Source organism: Pseudomonas sp. 86_A (assembly GCF_017491705.1).
GTDB lineage: Bacteria > Pseudomonadota > Gammaproteobacteria > Pseudomonadales > Pseudomonadaceae > Aquipseudomonas > Aquipseudomonas koreensis.
The window spans coordinates 143,765-159,170 of sequence record NZ_JAFGYS010000010.1; the positions used below are offsets into that span (position 1 = coordinate 143,765).

At 60.8% G+C, this 15,406-nt stretch carries 14 protein-coding genes; 10 read left to right on the plus strand and 4 right to left on the minus strand.

Annotated features, from left to right (window positions below; translation table 11 throughout):
* From J5M57_RS16805 to J5M57_RS16815, 3 genes are all read left to right on the plus strand, one after another.
* Entirely contained in the window at positions 1 to 459 is a 459-nt protein-coding gene (locus tag J5M57_RS16805) for a GNAT family N-acetyltransferase (RefSeq protein ID WP_207847880.1), read from the plus strand.
* Between the two features lie 151 nt (positions 460 to 610).
* On the plus strand, positions 611 to 937 hold the full coding sequence (locus J5M57_RS16810) for a hypothetical protein (protein WP_207847879.1): 327 nt from the start codon (positions 611 to 613) through the stop codon (positions 935 to 937).
* Between the two features lie 83 nt (positions 938 to 1,020).
* Complete coding sequence (locus J5M57_RS16815) at positions 1,021 to 1,770, plus strand: YkgJ family cysteine cluster protein (RefSeq protein WP_207847878.1); 750 nt, start codon at positions 1,021 to 1,023, stop codon at positions 1,768 to 1,770.
* Between the two features lie 233 nt (positions 1,771 to 2,003).
* Here the strand turns inward: J5M57_RS16815 and J5M57_RS16820 are convergent, their stop codons facing one another.
* From J5M57_RS16820 to J5M57_RS16830, 3 genes are all read right to left on the minus strand, one after another.
* On the minus strand, positions 2,004 to 2,243 hold the full coding sequence (locus J5M57_RS16820) for a hypothetical protein (RefSeq protein ID WP_064589103.1): 240 nt from the start codon (positions 2,241 to 2,243) through the stop codon (positions 2,004 to 2,006).
* A 111-nt stretch (positions 2,244 to 2,354) separates the two neighbouring features.
* Positions 2,355 to 2,660, minus strand: a complete 306-nt coding sequence (locus tag J5M57_RS16825) for a type 1 fimbrial protein (protein ID WP_169842406.1) — start codon at positions 2,658 to 2,660, stop codon at positions 2,355 to 2,357.
* A 266-nt stretch (positions 2,661 to 2,926) separates the two neighbouring features.
* Positions 2,927 to 3,298, minus strand: coding sequence for a DUF6124 family protein (locus J5M57_RS16830; RefSeq protein WP_207847877.1), 372 nt, complete (start codon positions 3,296 to 3,298; stop codon positions 2,927 to 2,929).
* Positions 3,299 to 4,240: 942 nt separating this feature from the next.
* Here J5M57_RS16830 and J5M57_RS16835 point away from each other — a divergent pair.
* The 7 genes from J5M57_RS16835 to J5M57_RS16865 all read left to right on the plus strand — a co-directional run bounded on the left by J5M57_RS16835 (position 4,241) and on the right by J5M57_RS16865 (position 14,278).
* The gene (locus J5M57_RS16835; RefSeq protein ID WP_207847876.1) at positions 4,241 to 5,398 is read left to right on the plus strand and encodes an efflux RND transporter periplasmic adaptor subunit; all 1,158 of its coding nucleotides are present in this window, start codon (positions 4,241 to 4,243) and stop codon (positions 5,396 to 5,398) included.
* Complete coding sequence (locus J5M57_RS16840; RefSeq protein WP_207847875.1) at positions 5,395 to 8,508, plus strand: multidrug efflux RND transporter permease subunit; 3,114 nt, start codon at positions 5,395 to 5,397, stop codon at positions 8,506 to 8,508. The genes J5M57_RS16835 and J5M57_RS16840 overlap by 4 nt, the downstream gene beginning before the upstream one ends.
* Positions 8,509 to 8,517: 9 nt before the next feature.
* Positions 8,518 to 9,195 (plus strand): heavy metal response regulator transcription factor, encoded by a 678-nt coding sequence (locus J5M57_RS16845; protein ID WP_025109277.1) that lies wholly within the window; start codon positions 8,518 to 8,520, stop codon positions 9,193 to 9,195.
* Positions 9,185 to 10,549: a heavy metal sensor histidine kinase gene (locus tag J5M57_RS16850; RefSeq protein WP_207847874.1), complete on the plus strand. Its 1,365-nt coding sequence runs from the start codon at positions 9,185 to 9,187 to the stop codon at positions 10,547 to 10,549. The genes J5M57_RS16845 and J5M57_RS16850 overlap by 11 nt, the downstream gene beginning before the upstream one ends.
* A gap of 297 nt (positions 10,550 to 10,846) precedes the next feature.
* Positions 10,847 to 11,068, plus strand: coding sequence for a hypothetical protein (locus tag J5M57_RS16855; RefSeq protein ID WP_207847873.1), 222 nt, complete (start codon positions 10,847 to 10,849; stop codon positions 11,066 to 11,068).
* Positions 11,069 to 11,264: 196 nt separating this feature from the next.
* Positions 11,265 to 12,581, plus strand: coding sequence for an OprD family porin (locus tag J5M57_RS16860; RefSeq protein ID WP_169842411.1), 1,317 nt, complete (start codon positions 11,265 to 11,267; stop codon positions 12,579 to 12,581).
* 191 nt (positions 12,582 to 12,772) lie between these two features.
* Positions 12,773 to 14,278, plus strand: coding sequence for a sensor domain-containing diguanylate cyclase (locus J5M57_RS16865; protein WP_207847872.1), 1,506 nt, complete (start codon positions 12,773 to 12,775; stop codon positions 14,276 to 14,278).
* 201 nt (positions 14,279 to 14,479) lie between these two features.
* Here the strand turns inward: J5M57_RS16865 and lpxC are convergent, their stop codons facing one another.
* Positions 14,480 to 15,391 (minus strand): UDP-3-O-acyl-N-acetylglucosamine deacetylase, encoded by a 912-nt coding sequence (gene lpxC, locus J5M57_RS16870; RefSeq protein WP_007961638.1) that lies wholly within the window; start codon positions 15,389 to 15,391, stop codon positions 14,480 to 14,482.
* Positions 15,392 to 15,406 lie beyond the last annotated feature (15 nt).

The window sequence follows — 15,406 nt, forward strand, 5'->3', positions numbered from 1 at the left end:
ATGCGGCGCGATCTTGGTCAGGACGCACCCGATGCTCCTTTGCCCCAAGGCATCGAACTGTGCACGTACTCCGTCGAACTGGCGGCGGACGTGCATGACTTGATGCAACTCGGCTACCGCGAAGGTGGCGGCCGAGTGCCGGCGCTGGACGTGTGGCAGCGGCAGTTCGAAACCGATCCTGAATACGATCCGAGCCTGTGTTTAATTGCCCGTGATGCAGAAGGTGTGGTCGGTGTGGCGCAATGCTGGACCAGCGCCTATATCAAGAATCTGGTGGTGCATCCGCGCATGCAGGGGCGCGGATTGGGCCGGGCGTTGTTGCTCAATGCATTCAAGGTGTTTCAGCAACGCCGTGAAGGGTTTGTTGATCTGAAGGTGCTGGAAGACAACCGGCGGGCGCAGCGGTTGTATGAAAGTGCCGGGATGTATGTGGTCCGCCGGGAGGTTGTGCCCGCCTGACAGACCGCCATCGCTGGCAAGCCAGCTCCCACAGGTTTTGTGAGCGACGCCCATCACTGTGGGAGCTGGCTTGCCAGCGATGGCGGCCTCAAAGACAACTTTTCACCCTCAGGCATACTCCAACCCTTGCCACTACAAGGATGCCAACACCATGAAAGCCCTCACCTGCTGCTTCCTCTGCCTCACCGCCCTCACCTCCCAGGCCCACGCCTCCAGCCCCGACGCCTGGGCCGCCTACGACAAAACCGTACTCGCCAGCTGCACCAAGGCCAGCGGCCTCAAAGGCGCCAAACCCGTCGGCACACCCGCGCAATTCGATGACCGCGTCGGCTACACCGCCGTGCTGTTGCAAGGCCAATACCCGCAAAAACACATGAAAGGCCAGCAAGGCACCGAGTTGTGCCTGTACAACAAAAAGTCGAAAACCGCGTTCGTCACCGAATGGGACTCGATCCGTCCGAGCGCCAAGGCGCAGTGAATGGCGCATAACTTGCTTCGATCCGGTTCTGCCTGGCGGCTTTACGTCGCCGATTCACCCCCTGATTGAAGACCGATCGCCCCATGAATACGACGTTTTCCTGCGTCGGTTGCGGCAAATGCTGCACCGACCACCATGTGCCCCTGACCCTCGCCGAAGCCCGTATGTGGGCGGCGGATGGCGGGCAGGTGATCGTGCTGGTGGAAGCTTTTCTCGGCAACGGCCTGGGTTTGCCGGCGCAGCAGCGTGAGCACGCCGAACGACGTTCGCTGGCAGTGCGCAGCGGCAACACGGATGCCCACGTGGCAATCACCTTCGCCGCGTACAACGTCGGGCGCTGCCGGAATCTTGACGAAGACAATCTGTGCCGCATCTACGAACGCCGACCGCTGGTGTGCAGGATTTACCCTGCGGAAATCAACCCGCACATCCCGCTCAACCCGGCCGCCAAGGATTGCCCGCCGGAGTCGTGGCAACAGGGGCCGCTGCTGATTGCCGGCGGGGCGTTGGTCGATCAGGAACTGGTTGAATTGATTCAACGCTCGCGCCAGGCCGATCGCGATGATATCCGCACCAAGGATGCGATCTGCGCCGCACTGGGCATTCGCACCACTGCGCTCAAGGGCGATGGCTTTACCGCCTATTTGCCGGAGATGCGCGCGTTTGCGGCGGTGATTGATCAAGTTACTGCGCAGCCGCTTAGTGAAGCGTCCAGCGAATGGGTGTTTCATTTGTCCGGTGATGACGTGGCTGGACAGTTGCTGGCGGCTGGGGCGCAGGTGGTGACGGAGCCGGCGCAGACGTATGCGTTTATCTCTCTGCGGGCGGCTTGATCCGGAATTTTCGTCGAGGCGAATGGCCCCTTCGCGAGCAGGCTCGCTCCCACAATGGATCGCATTTCAAATGTGGGAGCGAGCCTGCTCGCGAAGAGGCCGGCCCAGGCAATCTCAATCCCGAACCTGCCGCGCCAACAACCTCAAATCCCCCACCAGCCCCGCAATATCTTCAGAATCGCGCCATCACTGCGACGGAAAATCGCAGTCGATGGCTGAAGGCGGGATGAAACTCAGCGCTTGCCCATCGAACGACGCGTGCCCGGCGGCGCCATGCCCGGGGTCTTGGTGTGGCCGTTCTTGGCGCCGTTCTTGTACCACGGCTGGTTCGAGCCTTTGGCTGCGGCCAGTTCGCCCGGTTTGAACGGGAACTTGAAGGCCGGGATCTCGGGTTTGCTCTCGCTGGCGTCAGCCAGTTCGGCCGGGACATCGCTCACAGCGTCGTCTACCGGCGGTTGGGTCGGGGAAGTCATGGGGGCTCCGCAAAGCAAAAAGTCGGGCCCGGTGAGTGAGCCGCGAAGGCGCGCAGTATACCTGTGCGCCCAAAGTCAGCACCTGAAGATTTGCACCTGACGCCGAACGGCTTACAGGTAAGTGATGGTCACGATGCCTTTGTCGCTCGACGTCTTCAACGCTTCATACGTCATCGAAAACGGCAGCACCTGATGGCTGCAAGCGTTGCGATAGGTGTCCACATCGACTTGCAGACCCGGTTTGATTTCGACCTGCCGGGACACACTGGAACTCAACGCCCCGGCACGCTCCACCGCACAACCGGAATCGACGATCTGCCCGGTGAAACGGATCTCGCCGGATTGACTGGCCGGCGCGGCGAAGGCGGTGAGTGGAAGCAAGAGAAGCACGCAAGGCATTACGGTGTTCAGCTTCATTTCAAGACACTCCCGGAGTGATGCCCAGAGACAATCCAGGCTACACAATGGTTATCCGCGTACGAGGCAGGATCTTGAGTAGCGTAGTGGGTAAATGAGTCCCGAACAGGGACTGATCGGTCCCTTTTTGGGACTGCATCACAAAAAATGGCCGGTAGAGACGTATTGCCCGGCCAGACGTCATCGCGAGCACGCTCGCCCCCACCGGTTGAAACGTAGTCCACCTGTGGCAGCGAGCTTGCTCGCGACGAACGATGACGCGGTGTTCAGGCAGATGATGTTTGTGGATCAACCCGATCCAGCGCCCGGTTCACCGCCAGCTCGCCAAGCATGACGATCTGCTGGATCGCCAGCGCCGTACTGCGCTGCGGGCGACTGAGCTGATCGGCCAGATCACCGGCCATGACATTGGCTGAAGCCAGCGATTCGCAGGCATGGGCGAGCAGGTTTTCGGTGTCGATATTCGGGTGGATGAGGAACATCGTACTGGGCTGACGCGGTTTGACCGGTTCGGGGCAGAGATAGAAGTCGAGGGCGCGTTTTATGGCTTCGCGGTTTTTGGCGAGATCTTCTGCGTGAATGGCTTCGGCGAGTGGGGTTTTAGTTTCGGGGGGTGGGTCTGGAATCAGTTTATCCATGGATAGCTCCTACTTGTATTAGGGAGCCAGCCTTTGCCGTTTCCACACGACAAAAGGTGGCGACTGTACGCGGGGTGGAAAACCGATAAGTAGGCAACCGGCCAGACCGAAGTCTGCCCACGCACAGCCGCCGCGACGCAGTTTGCAGACGAAAAAAGACGTCGGCAACGATTACGGTGCTGGTGCATTGTTTCTACTTGAATCGGGTTTCCACACCCGATCGCTGAATTGGCAGCGACGACTCAAGACTAGAGAGCGCATGTCCGACGGACAACCTGAAAACCTTGTGGGAAGGTTCTGGTTATCCCACACACTTTTAAACACAACACACTCACTGTAGAAGCTGCCGAAGGCTGCGATCTTTTGACTTTGGCTTTCACAACTCAAAAGCAAGATCAAAAGATCGCAGCCTTCGGCAGCTCCTACAGGGGGACTGGGTGTATTCAGTTAGAGATTGGTCGGCTGTCAGGCCCACAATTTAGATTTGCGTGCCCCGAACGCGGCGCAGCCGCCCCACTCAACAGGATGAGCGTTAGCTCGGCTGCAGCTCTTGATCTTGATCCACGGGCGACGTCGGAAGGCTGAGCGCAGGGATTGATCCGGGCGTGGGAGCGCAGCGACCGTTTGGCGAAGCCAAACACAGCGAGAGGAGGTGCAGCGAAGCAAACCGTAGACGCTGCGCCCGGATCGATCCCGCAGCGAAGGAACCCCGAGCCCCAGCGAGCGGGCCGCACGCAGGAGCAAGCGTTTTTGGTTACTTTTGGGGCGTTTGCCAAAAGTGACCCGCCGTAAGGGCGGAACCGTAATCAGCCACACCCGCAAAAACGGATATACACACAGAGAAAACTGACAGCGCTGACAGCCAGCCGTCACCCTCCTGACCCCCAAACAAGTTTATAACTACCCAACCTGCCCAAACTCCAGACCCTGGCGCCCCATCGCATGCGAATCCAGAAAAACAAAGCCCTGCTAGCCCTAGTGATCGTTCTGGCCGCCGCCGGCATATGGTGGGCAATGAAACCCGTCCCGACCAAACTGGCCACCCCGACCGCCATCCCGGTGCGCGTCGTCACCGTCAGTGAAAAAGACGTCCCCCGCTACACCAGCGGCATCGGCTCGGTACTCTCGCTGCACAGCGTGGTGGTGCGCCCGCAAGTCGACGGCATCCTCACCAAAATCTTCGTCAAGGAAGGCCAACTGGTGAAGGCCGGCGACCTGCTCGCGACCATCGACGACCGCTCGATCCGCGCCAGCCTCGACCAGGCCCGCGCGCAACTGGGCGAAAGCCAGGCACAACTGCAAGTCGCCCTGGTCAACCTCAAGCGCTACAAACTGCTCAGCGTCGACGACGGCGTTTCCAAACAGACCTACGACCAGCAGCAGGCGCTGGTCAACCAATTGAAAGCCACCGCCCAAGGCAACCAGGCCTCGATCGACGCGGCGCAGGTACAACTTTCCTACACGCAGATTCGCTCCCCGGTTACCGGTCGCGTCGGTATTCGCACGGTCGATGAAGGCAACTTCCTGCGCATGACCGACACCGCCGGTCTGTTCACCGTGACCCAGATCGACCCGATTGCCGTGGAATTCTCCCTGCCCCAGCAAATGCTGCCGACCCTGCAAGGCCTGATAAACGACCCGCAACACGCGCAGGTCAAGGCCTACATCGGCGCCGACACCGACGGCGAAACCGGCAACCTGCTCGGCGAGGGGCATCTGACCCTGATCGACAACCAGATCAACGCCAACACCGGCACCATCCGCGCCAAGGCCGAGTTCGACAACGCCAGCCAGAAGCTCTGGCCGGGCCTGCTGGTGACGGTGAAAATTCAGACGGCGCTGGACAAGGATGCGCTGGTGGTACCGCCGACCGTCGTACAACGCGGTCTCGATCAGCACTTCGTGTATCGGGTCAACGGCGACAAGGTCGAAGCGGTGCAGGTGCAGATGGTTTATCAGGGCAGCGGCCAGGACATCATCAAAGGCGTGAAGGCCGGTGACGTGCTGGTCTCCGATGGCCAGTCGCGGCTCAAACCCGGTTCCACCGTGCAGGTCATGAGCGAGCCGCCGCAGGTGGTGCAAGCGGAGCCGAAACCATGAAGGCGCACAAAGGCGTCTCCACCTGGTGCATCGATCACCCGGTCGCGACGATTCTGCTGACCATTGCCTTGGTGTTGGTCGGCGCGATTGCCTTCCCGCGATTGCCGATTGCCCCACTGCCAGAAGCGGAATTTCCGACGATTCAGGTCTCGGCGCAATTGCCCGGCGCCAGCCCCGACACCATGGCCTCGTCCGTGGCCACGCCGCTGGAGGTGCAATTCAGCGCCATCCCCGGCATGACCCAGATGACCTCCAGCAGTGCGCTCGGCTCCAGCCTGCTGACCCTGCAATTCACCCTCGACAAAAGCATCGACACCGCCGCCCAGGAAGTCCAAGCGGCGATCAACACCGCCGCCGGCAAACTGCCCAAGGACATGCCAACGCTGCCGACCTGGAAGAAGGTCAACCCGGCCGACAGCCCGGTGCTGATCCTCAGTGTCAGCTCGACGCAAATGCCCGGCACCGAACTCAGCGACCTGGTGGAAACCCTGCTGTCGCGTCAGATCAGTCAGATCGACGGTGTAGGCCAGATCAACATTACCGGTCAGCAACGTCCGGCGATCCGCGTCCAGGCCTCGGCGGACAAACTGGCGGCCATCGGCCTGACCCTGGCCGACATTCGTCTGGCGATCCAGCAGACCAGCCTCAACCTCGCCAAAGGTGCGCTGTACGGCGAATCGAGCATTTCCACGCTGTCGACCAACGACCAGTTGTTCAACCCCGAGGACTACAGCCAGCTCATCGTTTCCTACAAGGACGGCGCCCCGGTTCATCTGCGTGATGTCGCCAAAGTCGTCAACGGTTCGGAAGATGCCTACGTGCAAGCCTGGGCTGGTGATCGACCCGGGGTGAACCTGGTGATTTCGCGCCAGCCCGGGGCGAACATCGTGGAAACCGTGGACCGCATTCAAGCCGCCCTGCCCGGCCTCGAAGCCATGTTGCCGGCCTCGGTGCAGGTGAAAACCCTGATCGACCGCACCCAGACCATTCGCGCCTCGCTGCATGAAGTCGAGATCACCCTGTTGATCGCGATCCTGCTGGTGGTGGCGGTGATGGCGCTGTTCCTGCGCCAGCTGTCGGCGACCATGATCGTCTCGGCCGTGCTCGGCGTGTCGCTGACCGCCAGTTTCGCCCTGATGTACCTGCTGGGGTTCAGCCTGAACAACCTGACGCTGGTGGCGATTGTCGTCGCGGTGGGGTTTGTGGTGGACGATGCGATTGTGGTGGTGGAGAACATCCACCGGCATCTGGAGGCCGGCGACAGCATGCGCGAGGCGGCGATCAAGGGCGCCGGCGAAATCGGCTTCACCGTGGTCTCGATCAGTTTCTCGCTGGTGGCGGCGTTCATTCCGCTGCTGTTCATGGGTGGCGTGGTCGGGCGGCTGTTCAAGGAGTTCGCCCTGACGGCGACCTCGACCATCATGATTTCCGTGGTGGTATCGCTGACGCTGGCACCGACACTGGCCGCGTTGTTCATGCGCAAACCGGTACATCACGCCAGCGATAAACCGGGCTTCAGCGAGCGCCTGCTCGGCTGGTACGAAAAAGGCCTGCGCCGCGCCCTCGCCCATCAGAAGCTGATGATCGGCGTGTTCGGTCTGTCACTGGCGATGGCGATTGGTGGTTACATCTTTATCCCCAAGGGCTTCTTCCCGGTGCAGGACACCGGTTTCGTCCTCGGCACCACCGAAGCCGCTGCGGATATCTCCTACGGCGACATGGTGAAAAAACACTTGGCGATGGCTGAAATCGTCGCGGCCGACCCCGCTGTCGAAGCGTTTTCCCACTCGGTGGGCGTGTCCGGCAGTAACCAGACCATCGCCAACGGGCGCTTCTGGATTGCCTTGAAAAAGCGCGGCGACCGCGATGTCTCGGCCAGTCAGTTCATCGACCGGATTCGTCCGCAACTGATGAAAGTCCCGGGCATCGTCCTGTACCTGCGCGCCGGCCAGGACATCAACCTCAGTTCCGGCCCGAGCCGCGCGCAGTATCAATACGTTCTCAAGAGCAACGACGGCGCGACCCTCGCCACCTGGACGCAACGCCTGACCGAAAAACTGCGCAGCAACCCGGCGTTCCGCGACATTTCCAACGACCTGCAATTGGGCGGCAGCATCACCCACATCAGCATCGACCGCAGCGCCGCCGCACGTTTCGGCCTGACCGCCAGTGATGTCGACGAGGCGCTGTACGACGCCTTCGGCCAACGGCAGATCAATGAGTTCCAGACCCAGGTCAACCAGTACAACGTGATTCTGGAACTGGACACCAAACAGCGCGGCAAGGCCGAAAGCCTCAATTATTTCTACCTGCGCTCGCCGCTGAGTGGCGAGATGGTGCCGCTGTCGGCGCTGGCCAAATTCGACGCGCCGACCATCGGCCCGCTGTCGATTGCCCACGACGGCATGTTCCCCGCCGCCAACCTGTCATTCAACCTCGCTCCCGGCGTGGCGCTGGGTGATGCGGTGATCCTGCTCAATCAGGCCAAGGCCGAGATCGGCATGCCGACCGCGATCAGTGGCAACTTCCAGGGTGCGGCGCAAGCGTTCCAGAGTTCGCTGGCCAGTCAGCCGTGGCTGATTCTCGCGGCGCTGGTGGCGGTGTACATCATTCTCGGCGTGCTTTATGAGAGCTTCGTGCATCCGCTGACGATCATTTCGACGCTGCCGGCGGCAGGTCTGGGCGCAGTAATCATGCTGTGGATCTGCGGTCAGGACTTTTCGATCATGGCGCTGATCGGGCTGGTGCTGCTGATCGGTATCGTCAAGAAAAACGGCATCCTGATGATCGACTTTGCCCTGGAGGCGCAGCGCAATCGCGGACTGGCGCCACAAGATGCAATCTTCGAAGCGTGCATCACGCGGTTCCGGCCGATCATCATGACCACCCTCGCTGCCCTGCTCGGCGCGCTGCCGCTGATGCTCGGCTACGGCACCGGCGCCGAACTGCGCCAGCCGCTGGGGATCGCGGTGGTGGGCGGCTTGCTGGTCAGCCAGATGCTGACGCTGTTTACCACACCGGTCATATACTTGTGGCTTGAGCGGCTGTTCCATCGGCGCTCACACCCAGAAGCATCATCGCCCCCACCGGCACTGGCGACCACAGACTGAGGCAGGGTCATGCGCGTTCTGATTATCGAAGACGAGGAAAAAACCGCGGACTATCTGCATCGCGGTCTGACGGAACAGGGTTACACCGTGGACCTGGCCCGCGACGGTGTCGAGGGCCTACACCTGGCGCTGGAAGGCGACTACGCGGTGATCGTCCTCGACGTGATGTTGCCGGGCCTGGACGGCTTCGGCGTGCTGCGCGCGTTGCGTGCACGCAAGCAGACCCCGGTGATCATGCTCACCGCCCGCGAGCGCGTCGAAGACCGCATCAAAGGCCTGCGCGACGGCGCCGACGATTACCTCGGCAAGCCGTTTTCTTTCCTTGAACTGGTGGCCCGCCTGCAAGCGCTGACCCGGCGCAGCGGCGGCCATGAACCGGTGCAGGTGAGCATCGCCGACTTGTGGATCGATCTGATCAGCCGCAAGGCGACCCGCGCCGGCACGCGGCTGGACCTGACGGCGAAAGAGTTCTCGCTGCTCAGCGTTCTGGCGCGCCGGCAAGGTGAAATTCTCTCGAAAACCGCGATTGCCGAGATGGTCTGGGACATCAATTTCGACAGCGATGCCAACGTCGTCGAAGTCGCGATCAAACGCCTGCGGGCCAAGCTCGACGGACCGTTCGACGAGAAACTGCTGCACACCATCCGAGGCATGGGTTACGTGCTGGAGAGCCGCGGTGTCCAGTAATTCCATCGCGCTGCGCCTGAGCGGCATGTTCACCTTGGTGGCGCTGCTGGTGTTTCTGTTGATAGGCGGCGCACTGTATCAACAGGTCGACAAGGGCCTGGGCCTGCTGCCGGAAGCCGAGCTGGATGCGCGTTACAGCGTGCTCGAATCGGCACTCAATCGCTTCGGCACACCCGAGCATTGGGTGAAGATCAACGCCAAGCTGAAGCTGCTCGGCGAAGAGGACAAACGCATTCGTTTCTGGGTGGTCAGCGGTGATCCCGGCTACGAGTATGGCGAGCCGGACGCCCGGATCCGCGCCTTCGCCAAAGGCCCGCTGGGCATGCATGACCTGCAGTTGCCCGACCAGCCTTATCCACTGAAAGTGCTGCTGACCGAACTGCCGGCCAAGGATCAACGCCCGCCGCTTCGGTTCATGATCGGCATCGATACCGAGACCTTCCACGAGACTCAGCACAACCTGCTGATCGCCTTGGTCAGTCTGGCGATTATCGGTGTGCTGATGGCCTCGGCGCTGGGCTATTGGGTCGCGCGGATCGGCCTTAAGCCGCTGATCAAACTGTCCCATGAAGCCCAGCGCCTGGCGCCGCCACTGCGGGCGGGGCGCCTGCGAATGTCGCCGTTGCCGCCGGAGCTTGAGCAGTTTGTCGACTCGTTCAACTCGACGCTGGAGCGGGTCGAACAGGCCTATTCGCGGCTGGAGTCGTTCAACGCCGACGTTGCCCATGAACTGCGCTCGCCGCTGACCAATCTGATTGGCCAGACTCAGGTGGCGCTGACGCGCGGCCGCTCTGCCGAGCATTACTTCGAAGTGCTGCAATCGAATCTCGAAGAACTCGAACGGCTACGCTCGATCATCAACGACATGCTGTTTCTGGCCAGTGCCGACCAGGGCAACAAGGCGACCAAACTGACCTCGACGTCCCTGGCTGATGAGGTGGCGACGACCCTGGAATATCTGGATTTCATTCTTGAAGACGCGCAGGTTCAGGTGCAGGTCAGCGGTGATGCGCAGGTGCAGATCGAGGTCGCCCATTTGCGTCGGGCGTTGATCAATTTGTTGAGCAACGCGGTGCAGCACACCGGGCCGGGCCAGGTGATCGAGGTGCGGATCGAGGTCGAGGACCATCAGGTGAGTATTGGTGTGGCCAACCCGGGTTCGCCGATTGCCGGCGAGCATTTGCCACGCTTGTTCGAGCGCTTTTATCGGGTGGATGCATCACGCAGCAACAGTGGCAATAACCATGGGTTGGGGCTGGCGATCGTCAAGGCGATTGCGCTGATGCATGGTGGGGATGTGTTTGTACGCAGTGATCGCGGGATGAATACCTTCGGCATCCACCTCCCGGTCTGACTGACAAGCAAAGCGCCTGTGGCGAGGGAGCTTGCTCCCGCTGGGCTGCGAAGCGGCCCCAAAATCAGCCTTCAGATCAACCGCGTTCACATTGTTTACGACTGCTGCGCAGCCGAGCGGGAGCAAGCTCCCTCGCCACAGGTTTGTGGTCAGGCAGATAGCGCGCGGTGAAATCCTACGGGTTATCTTTGCTTGTGCTGTAACAGTCATTTATGAAAATCACGCTGTTTCCCGACGCCCGGCAACCTTATCTTTGCCCGCACCAAACAGTACTTGCCAAGCAAGAAGGTTTTCAGAATGTCCAACAGTATGGGTATTGCCAGCGCTTTCGTTTTGTCCTCATTGATCCTCTCGCCAATGGCGATGGCTGAAGAATCGCAGGCGTTCGTAGCGCAGAATGCCGCTCGCGCTCACGCCTTCGAACAGTCTCAGGCAGAAGTGATGGCCAAGTCGCAAGAGGCTGCGCAAGCACCTCAGGCCGCCACTTCCCAAACGCAAGCGGCCGAGAAAGACAGCTGAGTCGCGCACCGCGAAACATTTCCCTCGACGCGGTTGTTTGGCTCTTCCCGTTCAACCGTCGTCCTTCCAGGCCGCTGCCTTTCAGCGGCCTTTTTTCGTTGTGGTCTGAAAGCCGTTTGGTTCGTCTGTAACAACAAGAAATAATCCGCACCTCAAGTCATTGAAGTGTCAGTTGACCCAAGGAGCTCCATCGCAAGTGCGTTACCCAGTCAGCTTCACCCCGCTGTTCATTGCAATTGCCGCAACGATTGCCCCCGCCGCCCATGCCGACGAAGCCGCCAAGGAGGGATTCGTCGAAGGTTCGAGCCTCAACCTCAACGCTCGCAACTACTACATGAATCGCAACCGTCTGCAGCACACGGACGACAACATTGAGTGGGGCCAGGGTTTTCTCGGGATCTTCCAGTCCGGTTACACCGAAGGCACGGTCGGTTTCGGTATCGATGCGCACGCCATGCTCGGGCTGAAGCTCGACGGCGGTGGCGGTACCGATGGTTCGAGCATCCTGCCGATCAGCGATGGCAACGGCAAAGCCCCCGGCTCGTTCTCGACGGCGGGCGGCACGTTGAAAATGCGTGCGTTTGATACTGAACTGAAGGCCGGCGACCTGTTCCTCACCAACCCGGTGATTGCCGGTGGTGAAAGCCGCATGCTGCCGCAGACCTTTCGTGGCGTCAGCCTGACCAACCACAGCTTCGACGGCTGGCTGTTCGAAGGTGGCCAGGCCAGTTTCACCAAGCCTTACAACCAGAGCGGTCGCCAGCGCATCGGCACCTCGTACGGCAAACTCGCCGAGGGCGACGAAAGTCGTCACCTGAACTGGGCCGGGGTTTCCTGGAGCGGTGTCGAAGGCCTGACCAGCAACCTGTACGCCGCCGAGCTGAAGGACGTCTGGAACCAGTACTACTACGACCTGGATTACACCTGGCAGTTGAACGATCTGGTCAGCCTCAACCCGGGCCTGCACTTCTATCACACGCAAGACACTGGCGACGCGCTGCTGGGTGACATCGACAACAACACCTACAGCCTGCATTTCACCGTCGGCATCGGCAGCCACAGCATCACTGCCGCGTACCAACGGGTCAACGGCAACACGCCGTTCGACTACATCAGCCAGGGCGACAGCGTTTACCTCGACAACTCCCAGCAATACTCGGACTTCAACGGCCCCAACGAGCGCTCGTGGAAGCTCAAGTACGCCTATGACTTCGCCGGCCTCGGCCTGCCGGGCCTGACCTCGGCGGTCTCCTACTCGCGCGGCACCGTGGACCTGACCAAGGTCGATCCGGCCAGCAAAGGCTATGCTTCGTGGTACAGCGCCGATGGTCGCAATGCCAAGCACTGGGAGCGCGACATCGACCTCAAGTACGTGGTGCAGAGCGGCCAGGCGAAGGATCTCGCGGTACGCCTGCAGTGGGCGTCCAACCGTGGCGGCAACGGCTACGGCGCGATCGACACTGACACAGATGAATACCGTGTGATTGTCGACTACCCGATCAACGTCTTCTAAGATCACCTCAAGGTCAGTCGCGACTGGCAAAGAACCTGTGGCGAGGGAGCTTGCTCCCGCTGGACTGCGCAGCAGGCCTATCTCGAAAGCGAGGGGTCGCTGCGCGACCCGGCGGGAGCAAGCTCCCTCGCCACAGAGGGTTCTGTGTTTGTACAACTACGCTTATAAGACTCCCCAACCGACAGCCCATCATGATCGCGAGCCGTACCCCACCTCTGGCGGGCAAGACCGGACGCCCCGAATTGCTGCTGATCTGCGGCAGCTCGCTGACCGTGATCGCGATTTTGTGCATCGTCACGTTTCTGCTGATCCGCGAGCACGCCAATGCTCAGGAATCGGCCACCCGCAGCGCCACCACCATTGCGCAGCTGATCGACGCCGACGTCCTGCGCACCGTCGAGCTGTACGACCTGACCCTGCAAGGCCTGATCGCCGCCGCGCAGCGCGATGACTTGCGCGACGTCACTCCGCAGATCCGCCATCTGGCGCTGTTCGACCGCTCGACCACCGCGCGCTTCAAGGGCGACATCCTGCTGCTCGACAAGCATGGCGATGTGGTCGCCGACTCATCGCGAGTCGAACCTAAACCGGGCAACTTTGCCGACCGCGATTACTTCCTCGCCCACGCCTTCAACCGCGACATGGGCATGTTCATCAGCCGCCCGTTCAAGACCCGCTGCGATTGCGACGAAGCGAACCAGTGGCGCATCAGCTTCAGTCGGCGGATCTCCTCGGGCACCGGCGAATTCATGGGTGTGGCGGTGGCGTCGATGAAGCTCGATTACTTCGATCAACTGTTCAACAGCCTGGATATCGGCAAAGGCAGCACACTGAACATCATCAACAGCGACGGCGTGCTGCTGGCGCAGAAGCCTTATCTGCAAAGCGACTCCATCGGCAAGAGTTTCGGCAACCGGCCGAACGTGGTGCGGATTCTCGGCGACAAGGATGGCAGTGGCAGCTTCACCAGCACCTCTAGCATGGACCATCAACAGCGCCTCTACACCTATTCACGGGTCGGCAACTTGCCGTTGACGGTGATGGTCGCGCTGTCCAGCGACGAGGTATTCGGCACCTGGCGGCGTACTGCGATATTGATCAGTGGTGCCACTGGCGTGCTCTGTGCGGGGTTGCTGTGGCTGACGTGGCTGCTCGCCCGCGAACTGCGCTTGCGCCAACGCGCCGAACGCGAGCTGGCACAACTGGCTGCCACCGATGCGCTGACCGGTGTCGCCAACCGTCGGATGCTCGACCAGTCGCTGCGCCACGAGTGGTTCCGCGCCCAGCGTTCAGGCCAGCCGTTGTCGGTGATGATGATCGACGCCGACCACTTCGAGGCCTTCAACGACCGCCACGGGCATCAGGCCGGCGATCAGGCACTGCGCGAACTGGCCAAGGTGATCACGGCGAACGTGCGGCGGCCGGGGGATCTGGTGGCCCGTTATGGCGGCGAGGAGTTCTCGGTGATCCTCGCCGAAACCGACAGCACTGGCGCCGCGCAGATTGCCGAGCACATCCGCCAGGCCGTCGAGCAGATGCCGCGGGTCGAGGGCGCGGATGTGGCGATGACCGTCAGTATCGGCATCAGCACCTGGACGGCGGCGGTCGAGATTTCGCTGGAGCAACTGCTGTTTGCGGCGGACAAGGCGTTGTATCAGGCCAAGGAAGGTGGGCGCAATCGGGTGGTGGTGGCCTGAATTTCGCTTCGGCCTTACCGGCCCTATCGCTGGCAAGCCAGCTCCCACAGGTTGCGCGGTTATTCGCTGATCCTCCATATACCCTGATTCCTGTGGGAGCTGGCTTGCCAGCGATGAGGCCCGCACAAGCAATAGATAAACCGCGGGCATAAAAAAAGGCCATCCGAGGATGGCCTTCAAAAAACTAGAGAGGTTTTTTACTTACACCGCCGCAACCGGGCGCATGTAAGAGATCGGTGCAGTGCTGGCGTCTTCGAACGTCACGACTTCCCACGCATCTGTCTGCTCAATCAACTTGCGCAGCAGCTGGTTGTTCAGTGCATGACCGGACTTGAAGCCTTTGAACTCACCAATCAGGCTGTTGCCCAGCAGGTACAGGTCGCCAATCGCATCAAGGATCTTGTGCTTCACGAATTCGTCTTCGTAGCGAAGGCCGTCTTCGTTCAGTACACCATCGGAATCCACTACGATCGCGTTTTCAACGCTGCCGCCGAGTGCGAGGTTGTGCTTGCGCAGGTACTCGATGTCACTCATGAAACCGAAAGTACGGGCGCGGCTGACTTCTTTTACGAACGAAGTGCTGGAAAAATCCACGCTTGCACTTTGGGTGCGGTCCCGGAAAACCGGGTGATCGAAGTCGATCTCGAAGCTCACCTTGAACCCTTCGAAAGGGACGAAAGTGGCGCGCTTGTCGCCGTCTTCCACTGTCACTTCACGCAGGATGCGGATGAATTTCTTGGCGGCGTCCTGTTCTTCCAGGCCTGCCGATTGAATCAGGAATACGAACGGTCCAGCGCTGCCATCCATGATCGGGACTTCGGACGCGGAGAGCTCGACGTAGGCGTTATCGATGCCCAGGCCAGCCATGGCCGAGAGCAAGTGCTCTACCGTGTCCACTTTGACGTCGCCGTTGATCAGCGTCGTCGACATAGTGGTTTCACCGACGTTTTCCGCGCGGGCAGGAATCTGCACCACAGGGTCGAGGTCAGCGCGACAAAACACAATGCCAGTGTCGACAGGCGCAGGCTTGAGGGTCAGGTAGACCTTCTCCCCGGAGTGCAGGCCTACACCTGTGGCACGGATAATATTTTTCAGTGTGCGTTGTTTAATCATGGCTTGGGCCGCTTC

Coding starts and splice junctions, on each gene's coding strand:
- J5M57_RS16835 (WP_207847876.1), top strand. CDS start 4,241: ATGCGAATCCAGAAAAACAAAGCCCTGCTAGCCCTAGTGATCGTTCTG.
- J5M57_RS16845 (WP_025109277.1), top strand. CDS start 8,518: ATGCGCGTTCTGATTATCGAAGACGAGGAAAAAACCGCGGACTATCTG.
- lpxC (WP_007961638.1), bottom strand. CDS start 15,391: ATGATTAAACAACGCACACTGAAAAATATTATCCGTGCCACAGGTGTA.
- J5M57_RS16830 (WP_207847877.1), bottom strand. CDS start 3,298: ATGGATAAACTGATTCCAGACCCACCCCCCGAAACTAAAACCCCACTC.
- J5M57_RS16865 (WP_207847872.1), top strand. CDS start 12,773: ATGATCGCGAGCCGTACCCCACCTCTGGCGGGCAAGACCGGACGCCCC.
- J5M57_RS16815 (WP_207847878.1), top strand. CDS start 1,021: ATGAATACGACGTTTTCCTGCGTCGGTTGCGGCAAATGCTGCACCGAC.
- J5M57_RS16855 (WP_207847873.1), top strand. CDS start 10,847: ATGTCCAACAGTATGGGTATTGCCAGCGCTTTCGTTTTGTCCTCATTG.
- J5M57_RS16825 (WP_169842406.1), bottom strand. CDS start 2,660: ATGAAGCTGAACACCGTAATGCCTTGCGTGCTTCTCTTGCTTCCACTC.
- J5M57_RS16810 (WP_207847879.1), top strand. CDS start 611: ATGAAAGCCCTCACCTGCTGCTTCCTCTGCCTCACCGCCCTCACCTCC.
- J5M57_RS16820 (WP_064589103.1), bottom strand. CDS start 2,243: ATGACTTCCCCGACCCAACCGCCGGTAGACGACGCTGTGAGCGATGTC.
- J5M57_RS16805 (WP_207847880.1), top strand. CDS start 1: ATGCGGCGCGATCTTGGTCAGGACGCACCCGATGCTCCTTTGCCCCAA.
- J5M57_RS16840 (WP_207847875.1), top strand. CDS start 5,395: ATGAAGGCGCACAAAGGCGTCTCCACCTGGTGCATCGATCACCCGGTC.